This is a genomic window from Thiomonas bhubaneswarensis, from assembly GCF_001418255.1.
Lineage (GTDB): Bacteria > Pseudomonadota > Gammaproteobacteria > Burkholderiales > Burkholderiaceae_C > Thiomonas > Thiomonas bhubaneswarensis.
In genome coordinates this window covers 349,885-369,307 of the sequence record NZ_LIPV01000002.1, presented here as the reverse complement: position 1 = coordinate 369,307, position 19,423 = coordinate 349,885, and the positions used below count along the sequence as shown (strand labels likewise).

The window sequence follows — 19,423 nt, the reverse complement described above, 5'->3', positions numbered from 1 at the left end:
AGGAGCGGCGCAACAAGCGCATCGCCAAAACCCGGGCCCGGGTGGAGCACGTGTTCGCCAGCCTGGAGCAGATGGGCGGCAAGGCGCTGCGCTCAATCGGCCTGGCGCGGGCCACGCTGCACCTGAACTGGAAGGCCGCGACGTACAACCTGCGGCGCCTGTGCTCGTTGAAGGACATGGGACCGGCGGCCTTCTGACGCCCGAAATGGGCCTGGATCGGTCGAAAACGACCAGATCCGGGCACCGGAGGGCGAAAAATCACCACGCCAACCTTCAAGAAGGCTGTGAACCGGTCGGATTGCGCGGTCGTCACGGCAAGTTCAGGTCAGGAAACCAGTAATTCGAGGTGCCCTATAGCCTGCGCACCGAGGAGGCGTATCGGTATTGGGTGCGATTTTTCGTGCGCTGGAGCGGCCGGGGTGGGTCGATGCGACACCCTCGGGATATGGGCGCCCCGGAGGTGCAGAAATTTCTGTCCATGCTGGCGAATGAGCGCCAGGTCTCGGCGTCCACGCACAACCAGGCGCTGAGAAGCTGTGAGCAAATCCACCAATCCCGCTCATGCCACGCTGGGGGGGCGCACCCGGCTTGCTGGCTTGGCTGCTTTACGGCCGCGGCACGCCGCTAATGAAAGGCCTGCGCCCGCAAATGAAGGATGTGGATTTTGTGCGCCAAGTTCTGCTGGTGCGGCAGGTCGAGATCGACCCTGATGCTTGCTGACTTCCAGCCCCCAGACGCCCATAAAAAAGCGGGGCCAGTGGCCCCGCAAAACACGGCTTGGAGGAAGTGTGAAATCAGCCGATCTGCACCGGGACGAAGATGCGGTTGTTGCCACGCTGGATCAGCAGCGCCACCGACTTGCCCGCGCTTTTCAGAATGTTGCGTACCTGGTCGATGCTGTTGACCGACTTGCCATCGACGGCGATCAGGATGTCGCCGGGCTGGATGCCGGCCTGCTCCGCCGGCCCGCTGACGCCCTCGACCAGCAGGCCGTGCGACACCCCGGCCTGCTGCTCTTCGTTGGCGTTGAGCGGGCGCACCACCAGACCGAGACCGCCGTGGTCACCGTGGGCGCCAGGGGTGGCCGAGGCCAGCGTGACGTTGTCGCTGAAGTTGCCAAGCACCGCGGTGATGGTCTGCTGTTTGTGGTCGTGCCAGACGCCCAGCGTCACCTTGGTGCCGGGCTCGGACAGGCCGATCATCATCGGCAGATCGGCCGAATCGTTGACCGGCTGGCCATTGACGCTGAGGATGATGTCACCCGGTTGCAGCCCGGCCTTGGACGCGGGGCTGTCTTTCTCCACCTGCGCCACGAGCGCGCCACGCGGCGTCTGCAGGCCGAAGGAGTTCGCGAGGCTCTGGGTCACCGTCTGCACCGCAATGCCCAGCCGCGCATGCTCGACCTTGCCATGCTCGATGATCTGCTTGGCCACGCGCTCGGCGACGTTGATCGGTATGGCGAACGACAGCCCCTCGAAGGCGCCGGTCTGGGTGAAGATCTGCGAGTTGATGCCCACGACTTCACCCTTGGTGTTGAACAAGGGGCCGCCCGAGTTGCCTGGGTTCACCGCCACGTCGGTCTGAATGAAAGGCACCATGCTGTCATCGGGCAGCGAGCGGCTCTTGGCGCTGACGATCCCCGCGGTCACCGTGTTGTAGAAGCCGTAGGGCGAGCCGATGGCCAGCACCCAGTCGCCGGGTTCCAGATTGCTCGGGTTGCCCAGACGCACCGTGGGCAGGTTGGTCGCCGGAATCTTGATGACCGCGATGTCGGTCTTGGTGTCGTAGCCGAGCACCTTGGCCTTGTAGGTGCGGTGATCGGTCAGGGTCACACGCACTGAGCTGGCCCCCTTCACCACGTGGGCGTTGGTCAGAATCAGCCCGTCGGAGCTGATGATGAAGCCCGACCCCAGCCCCTCGGTGGGCACCTCCTGCTGCTGACCATTGTTGAACTGCTGGAAGAAGCGGAAGAACGGATCGTTCTGAAACTGCTTCGGAATCTGCTGCTGCACCGTCTCCTTGGTTTCGCCCTTCACGTTGATGTGCACCACGGCGGGGCCGTAGGCTTTGACGATGGCGGCAAAGTTGGGCGCGCTGGCCGCCACATTGGTCACTGGCGCTGCCGGTGGGTTGTTGAACAGCGGCACCACCTTGTGGTTCATCTCCACTTGCGGCGCCTGTTCGGCATAGCTGAACTGATAGGCCATGGTGCCCGCACCGGCGATGATCCCCACCGCCGCCAGAGCGGCCCAGAGTTTGGATGAAGCCTTGGGTTTGCTGCTTTGCATGACTGCCTCCGAACGAGTCAAACGATTTGCGATGGTGGAATGTTCGCTGGGTTGCCTTAGACTCGGCTTAAGAAGTCTTGGAACATCACCCCAGCGAGGACCCTCATGTCATCACGCATCCTGTCATCCCTTGCAGGTCTGTGCCTCGCCGGTCTGATTTGTGGAGCGGTCGCGCAGGCGCAACCCCTGGTTCAGACGCCTGCGGCGGCCGTGGTCGGCGTGGTCGACCTGCAGGCCACCGCCCAGGTCGAGGTCACGCCCGATCTGGCGGTGATGACCTTGTCCATCGAACGCAGCGGCATGGAGTCGGCCCGTCTCACCGCAGACATCAGCCAATCGCTGCAGGCTGCCTTGAAGCAGGCCCGCGCCGTCTCCGGTGTCGAAGCCAGCAGCGGCGCGATCTCCACCCAGCCGCGCTGGAAGACCGTCAACAACCAGTCTCAGCGCGACGGCTGGACGGTGCGCGCAGGGCTGGTGCTCAAGTCGCGCGACTTTGCCGCCCTGGGCAAGATCGTTGGACAACTGGCGCAACAGGGCTTCATGATCGAATCCAACGGCTTCGAGGTCTCCAAGGCGCTGCGCGACCGCGAGGAGACCGCGCTGATCGACGCCGCGATTGCCGACTTCAAGGCCAAGGCCGCCACGGCAGCCCGCGCGCTGGGCTACGGCGGCTACACCTTGCGAACCCTGCAGATCGAACCCTTGCAGGGGCAGTTGCCCGAATCCCGTCCGATGATGATGATGCGCGCCGCAGCCCCCATGGCCGCCGAGCAAGCGCCGACCGTCCCCCTGGCCACCGCACTGACTCCGCTGCGACTCACCGTGCAGGGTTCCGTGCAGCTCACGCGCTGAGAGGGTCCGGCACGGCGCAGCACAGTAAGGGCGGCCTAAAATCAGGCTCTTGCCGTTTTCCCCGCTGCGCGCAGCCCGGTATGCCAACCCCATCACCTGAATTCGTTCTCACTCTATCGTGCCCCGATGCGCCGGGCATCGTGCACTCGGTCTCCGGTCTGCTGTACCAGGCGGGCTGCAACATCATGGATTCGCAGCAATACGGCGACGCCGACACCGGGCTGTTCTTCATGCGGGTGCATTTTTCCGCGCCGGAACATCTCCAAGATGCCGCCCACCTCTCGCTGCTGTTCGGCGAGGTGCGCAAGCGCTTCGATATGCAGGCGCAGTTTCACGATCTGCGAGTACGCCCCAAGGTGGTCATCGCCGTCAGCCAGCACGGGCATTGCCTCAACGATCTGCTCTACCGCTGGAAGGCCGGGCAGCTGGCGATGGACGTTGGCGCGGTCGTCTCCAACCACACCACCTTCGCCGACCTGACGCGCAGCTACGGCCTGGCCTTTCACCACCTGCCCCTGAAGGCCGGCGAGGCCGCAGAAACCAAGCGCGCGCAGGAACAAGCCATCTTCACCGTGATGCAGGACTGCGGTGCCGAGCTGCTGGTGCTTGCGCGCTATATGCAGATCCTGAGCGCCGAGTTCTGTGCCCAGCTCGAAGGCCGCGCCATCAACATCCACCACTCCTTCCTGCCCAGCTTCAAGGGGGCGAGGCCTTATGCGCAGGCTTATGCGCGCGGCGTGAAGCTCATCGGCGCGACCGCGCACTACGTCACCGCCGACCTCGACGAAGGCCCCATCATCGAGCAGGACGTCGAGCGCGTCGATCACACCATGAGCGCCGCCGATCTCACCGCCGTCGGCCAGGACGTGGAGAGCGTGGTGCTCGCGCGCGCCGTGCGCTGGCAGGTGGAACATCGCATCCTGCGCAACGGCCACAAGACCGTAGTGTTCCGCTGACCCGAGTGCCCGAACGAGACCCGCCATGCCCCGCCGCAAACTCCCGCCTCAAACGCCCTGGACCAACTCTCCCGACGATGTCGAGGCCGCGTTCTACGAAGCCCTGGCCAGCGGCAACCTCGACGCGCTGATGGCCTTGTGGTCGGAAGACGACGAGATCTGCTGCATTCATCCGGGCGGACAACGTCTGGACGGCCAGTTGGCGGTCCGCGAAGGCTTCTCGCAACTGCTCGCCAACGGCGGGCTGCAGATCAACGCCGAGGTTCAGCATCGCTGGCACAGCATGACCAGCGCCGCACACAGCGTGGTCGAACGCGTGCAGCTCGAGGTAGACGGCCAGACCCAATGGGGCTTCGTGCTCGCGACCAATCTCTATGTGCAGACGGCCGCCGGCTGGCGCATGGTTCTGCACCACGCCAGCCCTGGCGCGCCCCAGGCCCCGCTCGCTGCCATGGCGCCCAGCGACGTGCTGCACTGAAGAAGTAGGCTGGCGCGCTGCTCGCCGCGCCTCACCGGAAGACCCCAGATGCCCACTGCAACCCCTTACGTCGCGCCGGCATGGCTGCCCGGGGGCCAATTGCAGACCGTGCTGCCGGCGCTGATCTCCCGCCCACCCGGCGATCGCCCTGCCCTGCGCCGCGAACGCTGGGCCACGCCTGACGGCGACTTCATCGATGTCGATTGGCTGGCCTCGCCGGCTTCTCCCTCTGCGCCGCTGCTGGTGCTGTTCCACGGGCTCGAAGGCTCTTCGCAAAGCCACTACGCGCAGGCCGTGCTCGCCGCCTGCGCTCGCGCGGGGTGGCGATGTGCCGTGCCGCATTTCCGCGGCTGCTCCGGGGAAGACAACCGCGCCCCGCGAGCCTACCACTCCGGCGACTTCGCCGAGATCGACTGGATCCTCGCGCGCTTCTCGCAAAACCACCCGACGACCCCGCTGTACGCCGCAGGGGTCTCGCTGGGCGGCAACGCCCTGCTGCGCTGGGCTCAGGAACAGGAAGATGCGGCCGCGCTGCGGGTGCGGGCCATCGCAGCCGTCAGCGCTCCACTCGATCTGGCCGCCGGAGGCCGCGCCATCGCTTCCGGGCTGAGCTATCAGATCTACACCCGGATGTTTCTTCGCACCCTCAAGCCCAAGGCGCTGCGCATGATCGCCCGCCACCCTGGGCTGACCGATGCCGAGCGGGTGCGGCGCGCGCGCGATCTGGGCGCCTTCGACGACGCCTTCACCGCACCCATCCACGGCTTTCGCGACGCGGCAGACTACTGGGCCCGCGCCTCCAGCAAACCGCATCTGCACCGACTGCGGCTGCCCACACTGATCCTCAACGCCCGCAACGACCCGTTCCAGCCCGCTTCCGTGCTGCCTGATGCGAGCGCAGCCTCGTCCTGGGTGCGGCTCGAACAGCCGCAACAGGGCGGGCATGTCGGCTTCGCCCAGGGGCACCTGCCGGGTAGGCTCGACTGGCTGCCGATGCGCCTGTTGCACTTCTTCGAACACGGCAATTGAGATGAAACTGTCCCCTGACTTGCGCGATGCGCGGTGGGCCAACTGACATGGACGCCGCCGTTCTCCAGGCCATGGCCCGCTGGCCACAGGTGCCACGCTGCACCGGCTGGCTCGCCCTCGATCAGCGCGGCCAGTGGTGGATGCGTCATCAGCAAGGCCCAGCCATCTGGCCGCGTGACGCACAAGGCCGCCTGGACAAGACCGACGCCGGGCCGGTGCTGCACGAAGGCCTCGCCGCCTTCATCGGTCGCAACTACACCTGTGATGTCCAGGGCTCCTGGTATTTTCAGAACGGCCCGCAGCGCGTCGATGTCAGCCTCGAAACCGCGCCTTGGATCGTCCGCCTGCATCACGATCCTGTTCAGGGCAGTTCCTGGCACACCCACACCGGCCTGCCCTGTACGCCGCAGGAACTTTGGCTGGACGCCCAAGGCAGAGTCTGGCTGCGCACGGAACTCGGCCCCGCCCTTCTCCACAGCAACGACATGCCCCTGTTCGCCACGCTGCTCGATGCACAAGACGATCGCATGCTGTGCGCCGGCAACGCCGCGCTGCCCCTCGGCACTTTCAGCCAGGAGCCCGAGGCGATTTTGGGCTTCCGGCGTGATCCAGGCGTTTGACTGAATCAACCCGCATTTTCCATGCGGCCAACAAAAAGCCCGCAGACCGCGGGCTGTTTTGTTGAGAAAAAGTTCGCCTTACTTGGACTGCGCCACCATGTAGTCCACAGCGGCTTTCACATCGTCGTCACTGGCGGTGGAGCCACCTTTGGGCGGCATCACGCCATGCTTGCCGGTATAGCCATGGATGGCGCGGTCGTACAGCACGGCATCGCCTTGCGCGATGATCGGCGCCCAAGCCGCCTTGTCACCCACCTTCGGAGCACCGGCCACGCCTGCGCCGTGGCAAGCGATGCAGGTCGATTCATACAAGCCCTTGCCATCCACCTTGGTGGCCGCCACGGGCACCGCGGCACCGCTGCCCGAAGGGGCAGGCGCCGCTGCCGACGAAGCCGCGGGCGCCGCCGTTGCCATCGAAGCCGAGTTCTGCTGAGCAGCAGCCTGGCTGCTGGCCGCAACCACCGCGGAACCCACAGGAGCCACGCGCGCATCCACCGCCGCGGTGGAAAGCGATTCCGATCCGGCCGGCGGCTGGCTGCTGCTGCCGATGTAGAACGCAATCAACAGCAACAAAACGATCGGCACAATGAAGCCGATACCCATCACCACCAAAATCTTGCGCAGTGTGGGCGCAAACGGCAGATCAGACACGTCATTGGAACTGGCAGGGGCCGAATGAGAATTCGAGTGCGGTGCGCTCATAGCTGTCGAGTGAGAAGTAGAAGGCTAACGAAAAGACAGCCGACATGATATGCGTTGCTCATGATTCCTCGATCGGGTCAACCCCGACACCGCCAAACGCCCGCTTTGAATTTGACGCGCATCATCTCTCGTTACACTTCGTAACGCGGCATGGCGTCGCACCCGCTCCCGACTTGGGTTGCATCCTGCATTCGTCAGCCGACTTGAAGGCCAGGCCCGCCTCCAAGTACAAAGGCAATGATGCTCATACAGGTTATGATGTCACGTTGCACGGAAGTCTCGCCACTTGCCGTCTGCGCCCGTAGCTCAGTGGATAGAGTATTGGCCTCCGAAGCCAAGGGTCGCTGGTTCGATCCCAGCCGGGCGCGCCAAGATCGAAGCAAGGCACACAGTGTGTGCGAACAGCCCGACCATCAAGTCGGGCTTTTTTGCGCCCGGCACGCACCACAGTGCGCGTTCATTCCCGCCAGTTTCCCACTGGCGCCAACTTCTCTGTCGCCCCACTTTCACTCCGCGTTCTTTTGGGAATCCAAGCGCCAAGTCACGACATCGAGCACACAGCCGGCGTCTCGACACAGTGACCTTCCCGCTGCGGCGAGAAGTGGCCATTTATCTGCAAAACAAGGTGGAACAGACATGAAAAAAGCCGCTCAAGGCGGCTTTTTTCATGCGTTTTGGCGGAGACGAAGGGATTCGAACCCTTGATGCGCTTTTGGCGCATACTCCCTTAGCAGGGGAGCACCTTCGGCCACTCGGTCACGTCTCCAGTTGCTTTCGGCAGATGCTTGCGTTCAGCAAAGTCGGCAATTATTACACGCATTCAGCCCTGATCGCCATCGCGATGGCAAACTTGGTCTGTCAGGCGCTTTGTTCCAGATCGAAAGCCTTGTGCAGGGAACGCACGGCGAGTTCCATGTACTTCTCGTCAATGACCACCGACACCTTGATTTCCGAGGTGGAGATCATCTGAATGTTGATACCTTCTTCCGACAAAGTGCGGAACATTTTGCTGGCCACACCGGCATGTGAGCGCATGCCCATGCCGACAATGGAGACTTTGCAGACTTTCGGATCGCCCAGGATTTCCTTGGCGCCGATGTGCGGCTGAACCGTGGTCTTGAGAATGTCGAGCGCACGCGCGTAATCGCCGCGGCCCACGGTGAAGGTGAAGTCGGTGAAGCCGGCCACGCTCTGATTTTGCAGAATCATGTCGACCTCGATGTTGGCGTCGCCCACGGCGCTGAGAATCTGATAGGCGATGCCGGGGCGGTCGGGCACGCCGACCACAATGATCTTGGCTTCGTCGCGGGCAAAGGCGATGCCCGACACCACGGCTTGTTCCATGTTTTCGTCTTCCTCAAAGGTGATGAGTGTGCCGCTGCGCGACTCCTGTTCAAGCGGCAGGTCCCAGGGGGTGAGGCTGGAGAGCACGCGCAGGCGAACCTTGTATTTGCCCGCGAACTCCACCGACCGGATCTGCAGCACCTTGGAGCCGAGGCTGGCCATCTCCAGCATTTCTTCGAAGGTGATGGTGTCGAGCCTGCGGGCTTCGGGGACGATGCGCGGATCGGTGGTGTAGACGCCATCGACATCGGTGTAGATCTGGCATTCGTCGGCGTGAAGGGCAGCCGCAAGCGCCACGCCCGAGGTGTCCGACCCGCCGCGGCCCAAGGTAGTGATGTTGCCCTGGGCGTCCACACCCTGGAACCCGGCCACCACAGGCACGATGCCCTGCGCCAGGTCGGCCTTGAGTTTGTCGGCGTCGATGGATTCGATGCGCGCCTTGGTGAAGGCGCTGTCGGTATGCACGGCGATCTGCGCGCCGGTGTAGCTGCGCGCCTTGTGACCCAGGGCCTGCAAGGCCATCGCCAAAAGGCCGATGGTGACTTGTTCGCCGGTGGAGGCCACGACATCGAGTTCGCGGGGGTCAGGCTGGGGCTGAATGTCTTTGGCCAGCGCGATCAGGCGGTTGGTTTCGCCGGACATGGCCGACACCACCACCACGACCTGATGCCCTGCTTCATGCCATTTGGCCACGCGCCGAGCGACGTTTTTGATCCGTTCGGCAGAACCTACCGAGGTGCCGCCGTATTTCTGGACGATGAGTGCCATGAGAAATGCGTTCGAGAGCTGCGAAAACCTCTTTGCCGGGCGCACGATGCGTCAGACCGCTTCGCAGGAAACCTTGCATTCTATGCCCTCGGCTGCCCGCCATCCCCCCTTTCAAACCGCAAAAACGCGCCCTGGCGCCGAAGCACGCAGGTGGGCAGCCGCAACTCGAGCCGGTGCGCGCCTCGCTCGGTTCTCATGATCTGGCGCACGAGTTCGTCGGTGCGGGCGCGATCGAGTCGCTGCCCGTTGTGTCGCAGCCAGAGCCGCAAGACTTCGCCCGCTGAGGCTTCCCCCAGCGCCCGCAAGGTGGCAAGGTGCAGACCCTCGGGCCAAAGGCAGTCGCGCAAGTGGTTTGACGCGCGCTCCTGAATCTGCCGGTCCGCCGCCGCGCACAAAGCCGCGCTGCGGCTCAAGGTCCGCCGATAGGCCGGCTCAATGCGGGCCAGCACAGGCACCAGCTCATGGCGGATGCGACTGCGGCGAAACGCCGGGTTCGCATTCATCGGATCATCGAGGAAGCCCACATCGCACGCTCTGAGCCAGTCGCGCAGCTCGGCGGACGCGCACTCCAGCAGAGGCCGGGCGAAGGTGCAGCCATGTCGTTCCATCTTCGCAGGCATGCCCGCCAGCCCACGGGGGCCCGCGCCGCGCAGCAGCGCCAACAGCACGGTTTCCACCTGGTCATCGCCATGTTGCGCCAAGAGAACGAGCGCACAGTGGTGCGCCTGCGCAAGCTCGGCCAGGGCACGGTAGCGAGCCTCGCGCGCAACCTCCTCCACGCTCGCGCCGGGCGCCACCGTCACCTGAAGAACCGCCTCTGCGTAGGCCAGGCCGATGTCGCGACAAGTCTGGGCGCAATGATGCGCAAAGGCGTCGGCAGACGCTTGCAGCCGATGATTGACGTGAAGCGCGCAAATTCGCTCCGCCCCCCAGAGTTCGCGCGCGGCCCACAACAGGGCGGTGGAATCGGCTCCGCCACTGAAGGCAATGCCGATGCGACCCTGATCCGGGATCAGACCTGGAGATTGCGCCGCAAATCGCGTGAGCGCTGCGAGCGCGGGATTCTTCAGCACCGCGGGACGACGCTGACTAAACGCCTGTCGAGTTTGGCGATCAGCGCCGCGCCGACTTGGTGTCTTCGAACTTGCCGAAATGCTGCAGACGATCGAGCCTTTGTTTCACCAGTTCGGCAGGCGGGGTGTGTTGGAAATGACGCAACGACTCACCCAAGGCGCGCTTGAGCGAAGCCGCCATGGCCGCCGGGTCGCGGTGCGCACCACCCACAGGCTCGTTGACGATCTTGTCCACCAGCCCCAGAGCCTTCAGGCGGTGCGCCGTCAGGCCGAGGGCCTCGGCGGCATCGGGCGCCTTTTCTGCGCTCTTCCACAGAATGGAGGCGCAACCCTCGGGCGAAATCACCGAGTAGATCGCATACTGCAGCATCAACAGCTGGTCGCATACGGCAATGGCCAGCGCGCCGCCCGACCCCCCCTCGCCGATGATGGTGGAAATAATGGGCACCTCCAGCTTCGCCATCTCGTAGATGTTGCGGCCGATGGCCTCCGACTGGCTGCGCTCTTCGGCGTCGATGCCGGGATAGGCGCCCGGCGTATCCACGAAGGTGAAGATGGGCAGGTGGAACTTCTCGGCGAGCTTCATCAGTCGCAGCGCCTTGCGGTAGCCCTCGGGCTTGGGCATGCCGAAGTTGCGCATCGCGCGTTCCTTGGTGTCGCGCCCCTTCTGATGGCCGATGACCATGCAGGCCTGCCCCCCAAGTCGGGCCAGACCGCCGACGATGGAAAGGTCGTCGGCAAAGGCGCGGTCGCCATGCAGTTCGTGGAAATCGGTGAAGATCTGGCTGGCGTAATCCAGGGTGTAGGGCCGCTGGGGATGCCGCGCGATCTGGGTCGTCTGCCAGGGCGTGAGCTTGGCGTAGAGATCCTTGGTCAGTTGCTGGCTTTTCTTCTGCAGGCGGCCGATTTCTTCGGAAATGTCCACGGCGGACTCGTCCTGCACATAGCGCAGTTCGTCGATCTTGTTCTCCAGTTCTGCAACCGGCTGCTCAAAATCGAGAAAGACTCTTTTGCTCATAGGTACCTCGGAATAACGATCTGTGCGCGATGAAGACGCGCCTGCACGACTGGCTGCGGGCGGGAAAGAGTCAGGCTTTCGCACAGGCCCTGCCCCATCGCGTAGGGCCTGTCGGCGAGCCACGCGCTTTTAACTCTTAAGGAAACGCAGGGCCGTACTAAGTATTCTTGACCCCCACGGGGGGCGGGTCGGCAAGCCGACCCTGGGGGTGCTCAATACTCGACCGGAAGCGGATCCAGGCTGCGCCAAATATACCAAGTCCCCACCGAACGCCACGGGGCCCAGGCGGCGGCCACCTCGCGCACCTCGCTTTGCGTCACGGGTTCACCGGCGAAATAGGTCTGGCTCACGCCCTTGATCAAACCCAGATCGCCCAGCGGCAGCACATCGGGGCGCATCAGATGGAAGATGAGAAACATGTCGGCCGTCCAGCGGCCGATGCCGCGAATGCTCAGCAGCTCGGCGGCTATCGCGTCATCGGGCATGTCCTGCCACTTGTCGGGGTGAACCTCGCCTTCGTGGAACTTGGCGGCAAGATCGCGAACGTAGCCTGCCTTGCGAGCCGAAAGCCCGCAGGCGCGCAAGGCGTCCTCGCTCAGCCCCAGCAAGTGCGCGGGCGTGACCTCGGGGACGGCAGCACAGAAGCGATCCCAGACGGTTTGCGCGGCCTTGACGGAAATCTGCTGGCCGATGATGGACCTCGCCAAGGTCTGGAACGGGTCGCCACGGCTCTGCAGGCGGGCGCCCGCATGCGTCTTGATGAGCTTGCGCATGACGCGATCGGTGCGCTGCAGATGAGCGCAGGCTTTGTCCCAATCTAGGGCCCCCACGCTTGCCGCTGACGCGGCGGCGCTGCCCCCCGAGGGGGCTGACCCCGCCTTGGGACGGCCCGGCGGCGGGGCCCCGAGCGCCCCCACACTTGCCGCTGACGCGGCGTTGCTGCCCCCCAAGGGGGCTGGCCCGGCCTTGGGACGATCGGTCGCGCTCAAGCCGACCTCCACACGGTGACGCCACCCGGCTTGTCTTCCAGCACGATGCCCTTGGCTGCGAGTTCGGCGCGAATGCGGTCGGCTTCGGCAAAATTGCGCGCCTGCTTCGCGGCGGTGCGTGCCTGCACCTGCTGCTCCACCCAGGCCGTATCGACCGAGGCGGCCTTGTGCTGCAGAAACTCGCGCGGGCGTTGCTGCAACAAGCCAAGCAGACCTCCCAGGCCTTTGAGCAAGGCGGCCAGATCGGCATCGCCCGTCTTGTTCACCTCGGTGGCCAGATCAAACAGCACCGCCATGGCTTCTGCGGTGTTGAGATCGTCATTCATCGCCGCGGCGAAGGCCTGGGCATGGGGATGCTGCCAGTCGATGCGCCCGGTCAGATCGGCAAATGGGTCGAGCGCGGTGTACAGGCGCGTAAGAGCGGCATGGGCATCTTGCAGATGCTCGTCGCTGTAGTTGAGCGGGCTGCGGTAATGCGCCCGCACAATGAACAGCCGCACGGTCTCGGCATCCACATGCTTGAGGATGTCGCGAATGGTGAAGAAATTGCCCAGCGACTTGGACATCTTCTCGCCATCGACCCGCACAAAACCGTTGTGCAGCCAGAATCGCGCCATAGGCTTGCCATGCGCGCCCTCGCTCTGGGCGATTTCGTTCTCGTGATGCGGAAACTGCAGATCGGCGCCACCGCCGTGAATGTCGAACGTCTCACCCAGCAGCGCACAGCTCATCGCCGAGCATTCGATGTGCCAGCCCGGACGCCCGGGGCCATCGGGCGACGGCCATTTCACCTCGTCGGGTTCGGAGGGCTTGGCCGCTTTCCACAGCACGAAATCCAGCGGATCCTGCTTGGCGGTATCGACCTCAACGCGCTCACCGGCACGCAGTTCGTCGAGCGACTTGCCCGAGAGCTTGCCGTAGCCCGGAAAGGCTCGCACATGGAAGTTCACGTCGCCGTGGCTGTCGCGATACGCCAGCCCCCGCGCCTTGAGCCTGCCCACTAGATCGAGCATCTGCGGGATGTAGTCGGTGGCGCGCGGCTCGTGCGTCGGGCGCTCCACGCCCAGGGCGTCGGCGTCTTCATGCATGGCCTGAATGAAGCGGTCGGTCAGCGTGCGGATGGACTCGCCGTTTTCCTGCGCTCGACGGATGATCTTGTCGTCGATGTCGGTGATATTGCGCACGTAGGTCACCCGCAACCCCTGCGCCTTGAGCCAGCGCTGCAGCAAGTCGAACACCACCATGACGCGGGCATGCCCGATATGACAATAGTCGTACACCGTCATGCCGCAGACATACATGCGGACATGGCCAGGTTCGATCGGCTCAAAGCGGACTTTCCCGCGGGAAAGAGTATTGTGGAGGTGCAACGCGGTCATGGAATGTGGCGGGAAGACACGGCCAGCGCCCGACGCCGCCAAGTCCCCGGATAAAATCAAAAACTTAGCACAAGCCGCCGGTCTTGCGCCCGCCATGATGGGCTTGAGCAGCGCGCCTGGCACCGTGACCCTTCAGGACTTTTCAGCTCTATTCTTTCTGCCCCATCATGCGAAACCGCCTAGTCGCCACCCTGATCGCCCTCGCCCTGAGCGCGCCATCTGTCTGGGCGGCAGACGCAGCCAGCGTCACGCAAAGCCTGCAGAAAGGAGACCTGCAAAGCGCTCTGCAGCAGGTCGACACCCTGCTGGCGCAAAAGCCCAAGGATCCGCAGTATCAGTTCCTCAAGGGAGTCATCCTGACCGAGCAGAAGAAGGACGCTCAGGCCATCAAGATCTTCCAATCGCTCACCGAGCAATACCCCGAGTTGCCCGAGCCCTACAACAATCTGGCGGTGCTCTACGCGCAACAGGGGCAATACGAAAAGGCCCGCGCCGCGCTGGACATGGCCATCCGCACCAATCCGAGCTACGCCACTGCTCAGGCCAATCTCGGCGACATCTACGCCAAACTGGCCAGCCAGGCCTATCAAAAGGCCCTGCAACTCGCTCCCGACGAAAACGCCAACGCCAGAGTCAAGCTGAACCTGATTCGCGAACTGTTCGAGCAGGGCAAGGGCGCTGGAAACCCGCCGATGAAGGTCGCCACGGCCCAGCCCGCCGCGGCCGCAGAAATCAAGCCAGCCGCCACGCCCCCCGCCGTGAAGCCCGCTGTCGCGGCGCCTGAGAAACCCGCCGTCAAGCCCGAGCCTACCCACACCGCACAGGCCGCTCCTCCCGCGACTGCCCCATCCACAAACTCGGCGCCTGCCGCCCCCCAGCGCGCAGCCACGACCGAAGCAGCCCCGGCCCCTGCGGCAGAACAAGCTGCAGTGACCGAGGCGGTTGAACGCTGGGCCGCCGCGTGGCAGGGCAAGAACCTGCCCGGCTATTTCGCCGCCTATGCGCCCAATTTCAAGCCTGAAAAAGGCATGAGCCTTAGCGCCTGGAAAGACCAGCGACGTGCCCGCATTTCCGACAAGGCCAAGATCACCGTGACAGTGCATGCGCTCAAGGTGCAGGTTGACGGCGACAAGGCCACAGCCCGTTTCCGCCAGCATTACGTCTCCGGCTCGCTCGATTTTGACGGCCCGAAAACCCTGCAACTTCAGCGCGAAAATGGCAAATGGCTGATCGTGCGAGAAATCGTCGGCTGAGTCCTTGCGCTCGAGTCCATCCCCCGCCCGTGACCTGACCCGCATGCCGCAGCCCAAGGTGAACACGCCGATCCGCCGCCGACCCCTGCGCAAACTGCTGCCGTGGGCCTTGCTGTGCGTGCCTTTGGTGTTCGCCGCGCGTGCCGCAACCGACTACAACGCGGTGCCCGGCCATGATCGCCCCACAACCGACGACCGCGCCACCACGATGGCCGACGCCTCCGCCGATCAGGCGCCGCCTCGAGCCGTCTCGGCGCGAACCCTGCTCAAGCTGACCACCTCGCTCGGCACCCTGCCGAATCAGGACGGGGCAGAACGCCGACTCCTGCATGCCTATGCAGAAGTCGCCGCCGGTCGACTCGACGCCGCGCTCACTCAGGCCGAACAACTGGTGCGCGACTACCCCCATTTCTCGCTGGCGCAACTGCTGCTGGGCGACGTCTTGCAGGCCAGTGCGGGCGACACCGCCGGTTTTGCTGCCGCGCCCGCCGCGTCCAAGCCAGATGTCGAAGAGCGGCAACGTGCCCGCATTCTGGAGCTTCGTGCAGAAGCCCTGGCGCGCCTGGGCGCCTACACCGCACCCCCGCCCCCCGGAGCCATTCCAGCCAATCTGGTCGCGCTGGCGCCTGACGTCAAGCGGGCCATCGTGATCGATACCACCCGCTCGCGGCTCTACCTGTTCGAGCAGCGCAACGGCGTGCCCACACTGGAGGCGAGCTATTACTTCAGCCAGGGCAAACTCGGCGCTGGCAAGACCCTGTCCGGTGACATGAAAACGCCTCTGGGCATTTACTTCATCACCCGCAAGATCGGTGCCAAGGATCTCAAGCCCCTCTATGGCGCAGGTGCCCTCACCCTGAACTATCCCAACGAATGGGACAAGCAGCAGGGCCACACCGGCTTCGGCGTCTGGCTGCATGGCACTCCGCCCGACAGCTATGCGCGCGTGCCGCTCGACTCCGACGGCTGCGTCGTGCTCTCCAACCCCGACGTGCGCAGCCTGATGGCAGAAACCCCGGCCGGAAGCACGCCCGTGGTCATCACGCGCGAGGTGCAATGGTTGTCCGTCGATCAATGGGCCGCGCAGCGCCAGCGCATCACCGCGCAGTTGCAGAGCGACGTCACCCGCGCCGCCCTGCAAGGCCTGCGTCCTCAGGATGCTCTACTCTCTCAAGGAAACGCCGGGCCGCCCCAAGTTTCCTTGTCCACCTCGCGGCTTGCAAGCCGCTCGGATTCGGCACCGTCCAAGCTGCCGCAGGGCAGCTTGGAGCCGCGGGCCTCATCCCCCACGGGGGGCGGGTCGGCGAGCCGACCCTGGGGGCGCTCAGCGGCCTCGGCTCCGCTCGAACCCCTTCGCAACACCCCCATCACACCCGGCGCGCTCACCGTTTTGCAATATCCCGGCCAGATCGTGGTGCAGTACAGTGCGGCCGGTTCTCCCGCCAGCCAGCTCTACCGACAGTATTGGGCGCAGCGCAGCGCCAAGTGGCAACTCATTTTTCAAGGAAGCGTCTCGTGATCGATTTCAGTTCCGCCGTCCCCAACCTCGCGGTTTTCTCAAGTCTGTGGCGTGCCATGCGACAGCGTGTGACGCTGGTGTTTGCGGCCCTCAGCCTGCTGACCGCAGCAGCCCTGCCCGCCGTACAGGCAGCCGAGACACCCACCGCCCAGCCCAAGGTCGAGTTCGTCACCACCATGGGCAAGTTCGTCGTCCAGCTCGATCCGGCGCGCGCACCGAAAACCGTGGCCAACTTTCTCGACTATGTGAAAAGCGGCTTCTACAAGGGCACCATCTTTCATCGGGTGATTCCCGGCTTCATGGTGCAGGGTGGCGGCTTTACCGCCGACATGCAGAAAAAGCCCACCCGGGCGCCCATCCCGCTTGAGAGCCAGAACGGCCTGCGCAACCTGCGCGGCACCATCGCCATGGCGCGCACCCCTGATCCCAACTCGGCCACCTCGCAGTTTTTCATCAACGTGGTGGACAATCCCAGCCTGGACTATCCCAAGCCCGACGGCTACGGCTATGCCGTCTTCGGCAAGGTGATCTCGGGCATGGATGTGGTGGACAAAATCGTCGCCGTACCCACCAAGAACGAAGGCCCGTTCCAGAACGTGCCCGTCAAGCCCATCGTCATCGAAGACGCCAAACTCCTCAACTGATCCTCACCGAAAGCCCATCATGGTCGAACTCCAAACCAACCGCGGCAACATTCGTATCGAACTCGACACCGCCAACGCCCCCAAGTCCTGCGAGAACTTCCTGGCCTATGTGCGCTCGGGCCATTTCGACGGCACCATCTTCCACCGCGTGATCGACGGCTTCATGATTCAGGGCGGCGGTTTCGAGCCCGGCATGAAGCAAAAGCCCACGCTCGCGCCCATCACCAACGAGGCCAACAACGGCCTGAAAAACGACCGTTACACCCTGGCCATGGCGCGCACCTCCGATCCGCATTCGGCCACAGCCCAGTTCTTCATCAACGTCGCCGACAACGGCTTTCTCAACCACACCGCCCCCACAGCCCAGGGCTGGGGCTATGCCGTGTTCGGCAAGGTCGTTGAAGGCCAGGATGTGGTGGATCAAATCAAGGGCGTGAAGACCGGCCGCAAGGGCTTCCACGACGACGTGCCGCTGGAAGACGTGGTCATCCTCAAGGCCGTCGAGGTCTGAACAAGGTCTTGGGCACGGCGCCCCTCGAGCCCGTCGCTGCGGCGCCCCTGGTGGCTCCCGCAGCCTGGCGCCACATCGCCCTGATCTCCGACTTGCATCTCGGCGCCCAGGCACCGCGCACCACTCAAGCCTTTCTCTCCTGGCTTGCGGGCGCGGCACGCCAGGCCGATGCCCTGTTCATCCTCGGCGATCTGTTCGAGGCCTGGGTCGGCGACGATCTGCTCGAACCGGCTGCGCGTGCAGTCGCCCCTGCTGATGCCGCCTGCGCCCAAGACGTTGCTTCTGCCCTGCGTGGCTACACCGACACCGGCCGGGCGCTGTTCATTCAGCATGGCAACCGTGACTTCCTGCTCGGCGAGCGCTTCGCCCAGGCCACCGGCGGGCAGTTGCTGCCCGATCCGACTGTTCTCACCCTCCAGAGCCAGCGCCTGCTCCTGACGCACGGTGACCAACTCTGCCTTGCCGACACCGCCTACCAACAATTTCGCGCCATGGTGCGCAACCCGCAGTGGCAGCAGCAAGTGCTCGCCCAGCCGCTTGCCGCCAGGGTGAAGCAGGCCCAGGCCATGCGCGCCGCCAGCCAGGCTGCCCAAGCCCGCCCGGAAACCTGGGCCGACGCCGACCCGCTTGAAGCCCGCCGCTGGCTGACCGAAACGGGCTGCACCTGGATGATCCACGGCCACACCCACCGCCCGCGCGAGCATTGGGAAGGTAGCCAGTTGCGACAAGTCCTCTCCGACTGGGACCTCGACGCCGCCCACGGCGCGCGCGCCCGCGCCGAAGTGCTCTGGCTCGAAGCCAGCGACCCGACCCTGCGCGCAAGCCGCCGCAATCTGGCTTGAGCCGAGCACCAGCCTCGGTACAAATCGCCACATTCGCAACAAATCGCAACCATTCGTCGGTCAGAAATGACCGTTCGTCGGAAACGGCGCGCGAAGCTGCGCGATGAGTGGAAAACTTTGGTCACATCGTTTCAGTTTGGAAACTCCTGTGAACCATAGAACCGCCGGCTTCACACTGATCGAGCTGCTTGTCACCATGACCGTGGCAGCCATTCTGTTGGTCGTAGCCGTACCCAGCTTTCAGAACATGATGCTCAGCAGCCGTCTGGACACCAGCGCAAACGCGGTCGCCAACGCACTGACCTTGGCCCGCTCGGAGGCGGTCAAACGCAATCAAGAGGTCAACTTCAACAGCGATGCGGCCATCGAAAATGCCGACAACAGCGCGACGTTTGCCGCCGCACCGACCATACCGCCCGGCGTTCAAAAGGTCACTGGCGAAGCTCTCGTGGCCACGCCGAGCGGCTTTCTCCGTCTAGCCTCGGCGAGCGCCGGGTATTCCGGGCTGGTCATGGATCTATACGCCGCTGACCTGCCCAGCAATCAACATCGATGCGTCTATCTGGTGACCGGAATTACGCCGGTCGTCTGCTCAGTGAATGACACTGGAACCGGAAAGTGCCCCAATGCGCAACCTAACCCCTGCCAACGATAAGCCCGGTTTGCACAGCCACGGCGCCAAACGACAGTACGGCGCGGGGCTGCTGGAAATCCTGATAGCGGTGCTCGTGCTCTCCATCGGCTTCATCGGCATGTCCACCTTGCTGGTGCGATCGATGACCAATAACAACAGCGCCATGGCCCATACGCAGACCACCGTGGTCAGTTACGGCATCCTCGACGCCATGCGCGCCAACCGCGATGCGGCGCTGAACGGTGATTACGACTCCACGGCCTCGTTCAGCAGTTCGAACGGCTCCCCAGACTGTTCGCTCTCAGGCTCGGTCAGTGGCCGACCAAAAACTGAAATCCAGGCCTGGTGCCTGGGGTCGGGCGGGACGACCCCTGACGGATTGGCCGCCCTCGGCAACGGCGCCAGCGGACAAATCGACTGTACCAGTCAAGGCGACTGCACGGTGACCATCACTTTCGACGACAGTCGTGCCACGGCTGGCTCCAGCACCCAGACCTATGTGACCAAGGCCATGCTATGAGCGC

22 protein-coding genes and 2 tRNA genes are annotated in these 19,423 nt (G+C 64.3%); 16 read left to right on the top strand and 8 right to left on the bottom strand.

The genetic code is table 11. The annotated features are described in order from the left end of the window. From ASC45_RS04365 to ASC45_RS15835, 3 genes are all read left to right on the top strand, one after another. Window positions 1-197: transposase (locus tag ASC45_RS04365; RefSeq protein ID WP_141655720.1), on the top strand; the 197-nt coding region annotated here is incomplete at its 5' end. 149 nt (window positions 198-346) lie between these two features. Continuing rightward, window positions 347-628: a site-specific integrase gene (locus tag ASC45_RS15425; RefSeq protein WP_082454236.1), complete on the top strand. Its 282-nt coding sequence runs from the start codon at window positions 347-349 to the stop codon at window positions 626-628. Next, complete coding sequence (locus ASC45_RS15835) at window positions 562-720, top strand: hypothetical protein (RefSeq protein WP_167344833.1); 159 nt, start codon at window positions 562-564, stop codon at window positions 718-720. Before ASC45_RS15425 ends, ASC45_RS15835 begins: the two co-directional genes overlap by 67 nt. A 74-nt stretch (window positions 721-794) precedes the next feature. Here ASC45_RS15835 and ASC45_RS04360 read toward each other — a convergent pair whose 3' ends face one another. Further along, on the bottom strand, window positions 795-2,288 hold the full coding sequence (locus ASC45_RS04360) for a DegQ family serine endoprotease (protein ID WP_055449792.1): 1,494 nt from the start codon (window positions 2,286-2,288) through the stop codon (window positions 795-797). Window positions 2,289-2,393: 105 nt separating this feature from the next. Here ASC45_RS04360 and ASC45_RS04355 point away from each other — a divergent pair, with 105 nt between their 5' ends. The 5 genes from ASC45_RS04355 (at window position 2,394) to ASC45_RS04335 (ending at window position 6,223) form a co-directional block, all read left to right on the top strand. Beyond that, complete coding sequence (locus tag ASC45_RS04355; protein ID WP_055449791.1) at window positions 2,394-3,140, top strand: SIMPL domain-containing protein; 747 nt, start codon at window positions 2,394-2,396, stop codon at window positions 3,138-3,140. 80 nt (window positions 3,141-3,220) lie between these two features. After that, on the top strand, window positions 3,221-4,096 hold the full coding sequence (purU, locus tag ASC45_RS04350; protein WP_055449790.1) for a formyltetrahydrofolate deformylase: 876 nt from the start codon (window positions 3,221-3,223) through the stop codon (window positions 4,094-4,096). 25 nt (window positions 4,097-4,121) lie between these two features. Then, entirely contained in the window at window positions 4,122-4,574 is a 453-nt protein-coding gene (locus tag ASC45_RS04345; protein ID WP_055449789.1) for a YybH family protein, read from the top strand. Between the two features lie 48 nt (window positions 4,575-4,622). Continuing rightward, the gene (locus tag ASC45_RS04340) at window positions 4,623-5,603 is read left to right on the top strand and encodes a YheT family hydrolase (RefSeq protein WP_055449788.1); all 981 of its coding nucleotides are present in this window, start codon (window positions 4,623-4,625) and stop codon (window positions 5,601-5,603) included. A gap of 47 nt (window positions 5,604-5,650) precedes the next feature. Further along, on the top strand, window positions 5,651-6,223 hold the full coding sequence (locus ASC45_RS04335) for a DUF2946 family protein (protein ID WP_055449787.1): 573 nt from the start codon (window positions 5,651-5,653) through the stop codon (window positions 6,221-6,223). 78 nt (window positions 6,224-6,301) lie between these two features. Here the strand turns inward: ASC45_RS04335 and ASC45_RS04330 are convergent, their stop codons facing one another. Next, the gene (locus ASC45_RS04330; RefSeq protein ID WP_425427600.1) at window positions 6,302-6,874 is read right to left on the bottom strand and encodes a c-type cytochrome; all 573 of its coding nucleotides are present in this window, start codon (window positions 6,872-6,874) and stop codon (window positions 6,302-6,304) included. Window positions 6,875-7,220: 346 nt separating this feature from the next. Between ASC45_RS04330 and ASC45_RS04325 the strand changes: the two genes are divergently transcribed. Next, window positions 7,221-7,296 (top strand) — tRNA-Arg (locus ASC45_RS04325). Between the two features lie 304 nt (window positions 7,297-7,600). Here the strand turns inward: ASC45_RS04325 and ASC45_RS04320 are convergent. From ASC45_RS04320 to cysS, 6 genes are all read right to left on the bottom strand, one after another. Beyond that, window positions 7,601-7,691, bottom strand: a tRNA-Ser gene (locus tag ASC45_RS04320). A 92-nt stretch (window positions 7,692-7,783) separates the two neighbouring features. After that, window positions 7,784-9,037, bottom strand: a complete 1,254-nt coding sequence (locus tag ASC45_RS04315) for an aspartate kinase (RefSeq protein WP_055449785.1) — start codon at window positions 9,035-9,037, stop codon at window positions 7,784-7,786. An 80-nt stretch (window positions 9,038-9,117) separates the two neighbouring features. After that, a complete protein-coding gene (gene tilS, locus ASC45_RS04310) occupies window positions 9,118-10,110 on the bottom strand; it encodes a tRNA lysidine(34) synthetase TilS (protein WP_082454234.1) in 993 nt (330 codons plus the stop codon). Between the two features lie 40 nt (window positions 10,111-10,150). Continuing rightward, a complete protein-coding gene (locus ASC45_RS04305; RefSeq protein WP_055449784.1) occupies window positions 10,151-11,128 on the bottom strand; it encodes an acetyl-CoA carboxylase carboxyltransferase subunit alpha in 978 nt (325 codons plus the stop codon). A gap of 212 nt (window positions 11,129-11,340) precedes the next feature. Then, window positions 11,341-11,901 (bottom strand): DNA-3-methyladenine glycosylase family protein, encoded by a 561-nt coding sequence (locus ASC45_RS04300; protein WP_425427599.1) that lies wholly within the window; start codon window positions 11,899-11,901, stop codon window positions 11,341-11,343. A gap of 212 nt (window positions 11,902-12,113) precedes the next feature. Then, the gene (gene cysS, locus ASC45_RS04295) at window positions 12,114-13,496 is read right to left on the bottom strand and encodes a cysteine--tRNA ligase (RefSeq protein ID WP_055449782.1); all 1,383 of its coding nucleotides are present in this window, start codon (window positions 13,494-13,496) and stop codon (window positions 12,114-12,116) included. Window positions 13,497-13,663: 167 nt separating this feature from the next. Here cysS and ASC45_RS04290 point away from each other — a divergent pair, with 167 nt between their 5' ends. The 7 genes from ASC45_RS04290 (at window position 13,664) to pilV (ending at window position 19,419) form a co-directional block, all read left to right on the top strand. Next, complete coding sequence (locus tag ASC45_RS04290) at window positions 13,664-14,749, top strand: nuclear transport factor 2 family protein (protein ID WP_055449781.1); 1,086 nt, start codon at window positions 13,664-13,666, stop codon at window positions 14,747-14,749. 43 nt (window positions 14,750-14,792) lie between these two features. Further along, window positions 14,793-16,268 (top strand): L,D-transpeptidase family protein, encoded by a 1,476-nt coding sequence (locus ASC45_RS04285; RefSeq protein WP_082454232.1) that lies wholly within the window; start codon window positions 14,793-14,795, stop codon window positions 16,266-16,268. A gap of 56 nt (window positions 16,269-16,324) precedes the next feature. Continuing rightward, the gene (locus ASC45_RS04280; protein WP_055449830.1) at window positions 16,325-16,912 is read left to right on the top strand and encodes a peptidylprolyl isomerase; all 588 of its coding nucleotides are present in this window, start codon (window positions 16,325-16,327) and stop codon (window positions 16,910-16,912) included. A 19-nt stretch (window positions 16,913-16,931) separates the two neighbouring features. Beyond that, window positions 16,932-17,423, top strand: coding sequence for a peptidylprolyl isomerase (locus ASC45_RS04275; RefSeq protein WP_055449780.1), 492 nt, complete (start codon window positions 16,932-16,934; stop codon window positions 17,421-17,423). Between the two features lie 8 nt (window positions 17,424-17,431). Continuing rightward, window positions 17,432-18,265: a UDP-2,3-diacylglucosamine diphosphatase gene (locus ASC45_RS04270; RefSeq protein ID WP_245609947.1), complete on the top strand. Its 834-nt coding sequence runs from the start codon at window positions 17,432-17,434 to the stop codon at window positions 18,263-18,265. 148 nt (window positions 18,266-18,413) lie between these two features. Then, the gene (locus ASC45_RS04265) at window positions 18,414-18,920 is read left to right on the top strand and encodes a GspH/FimT family pseudopilin (RefSeq protein ID WP_055449778.1); all 507 of its coding nucleotides are present in this window, start codon (window positions 18,414-18,416) and stop codon (window positions 18,918-18,920) included. Beyond that, window positions 18,892-19,419 carry a type IV pilus modification protein PilV gene (gene pilV / locus ASC45_RS04260; protein WP_072242968.1) on the top strand — a complete coding sequence of 176 codons (528 nt, stop codon included), beginning with the start codon at window positions 18,892-18,894 and terminating at the stop codon, window positions 19,417-19,419. The genes ASC45_RS04265 and pilV overlap by 29 nt, the downstream gene beginning before the upstream one ends. Window positions 19,420-19,423 lie beyond the last annotated feature (4 nt).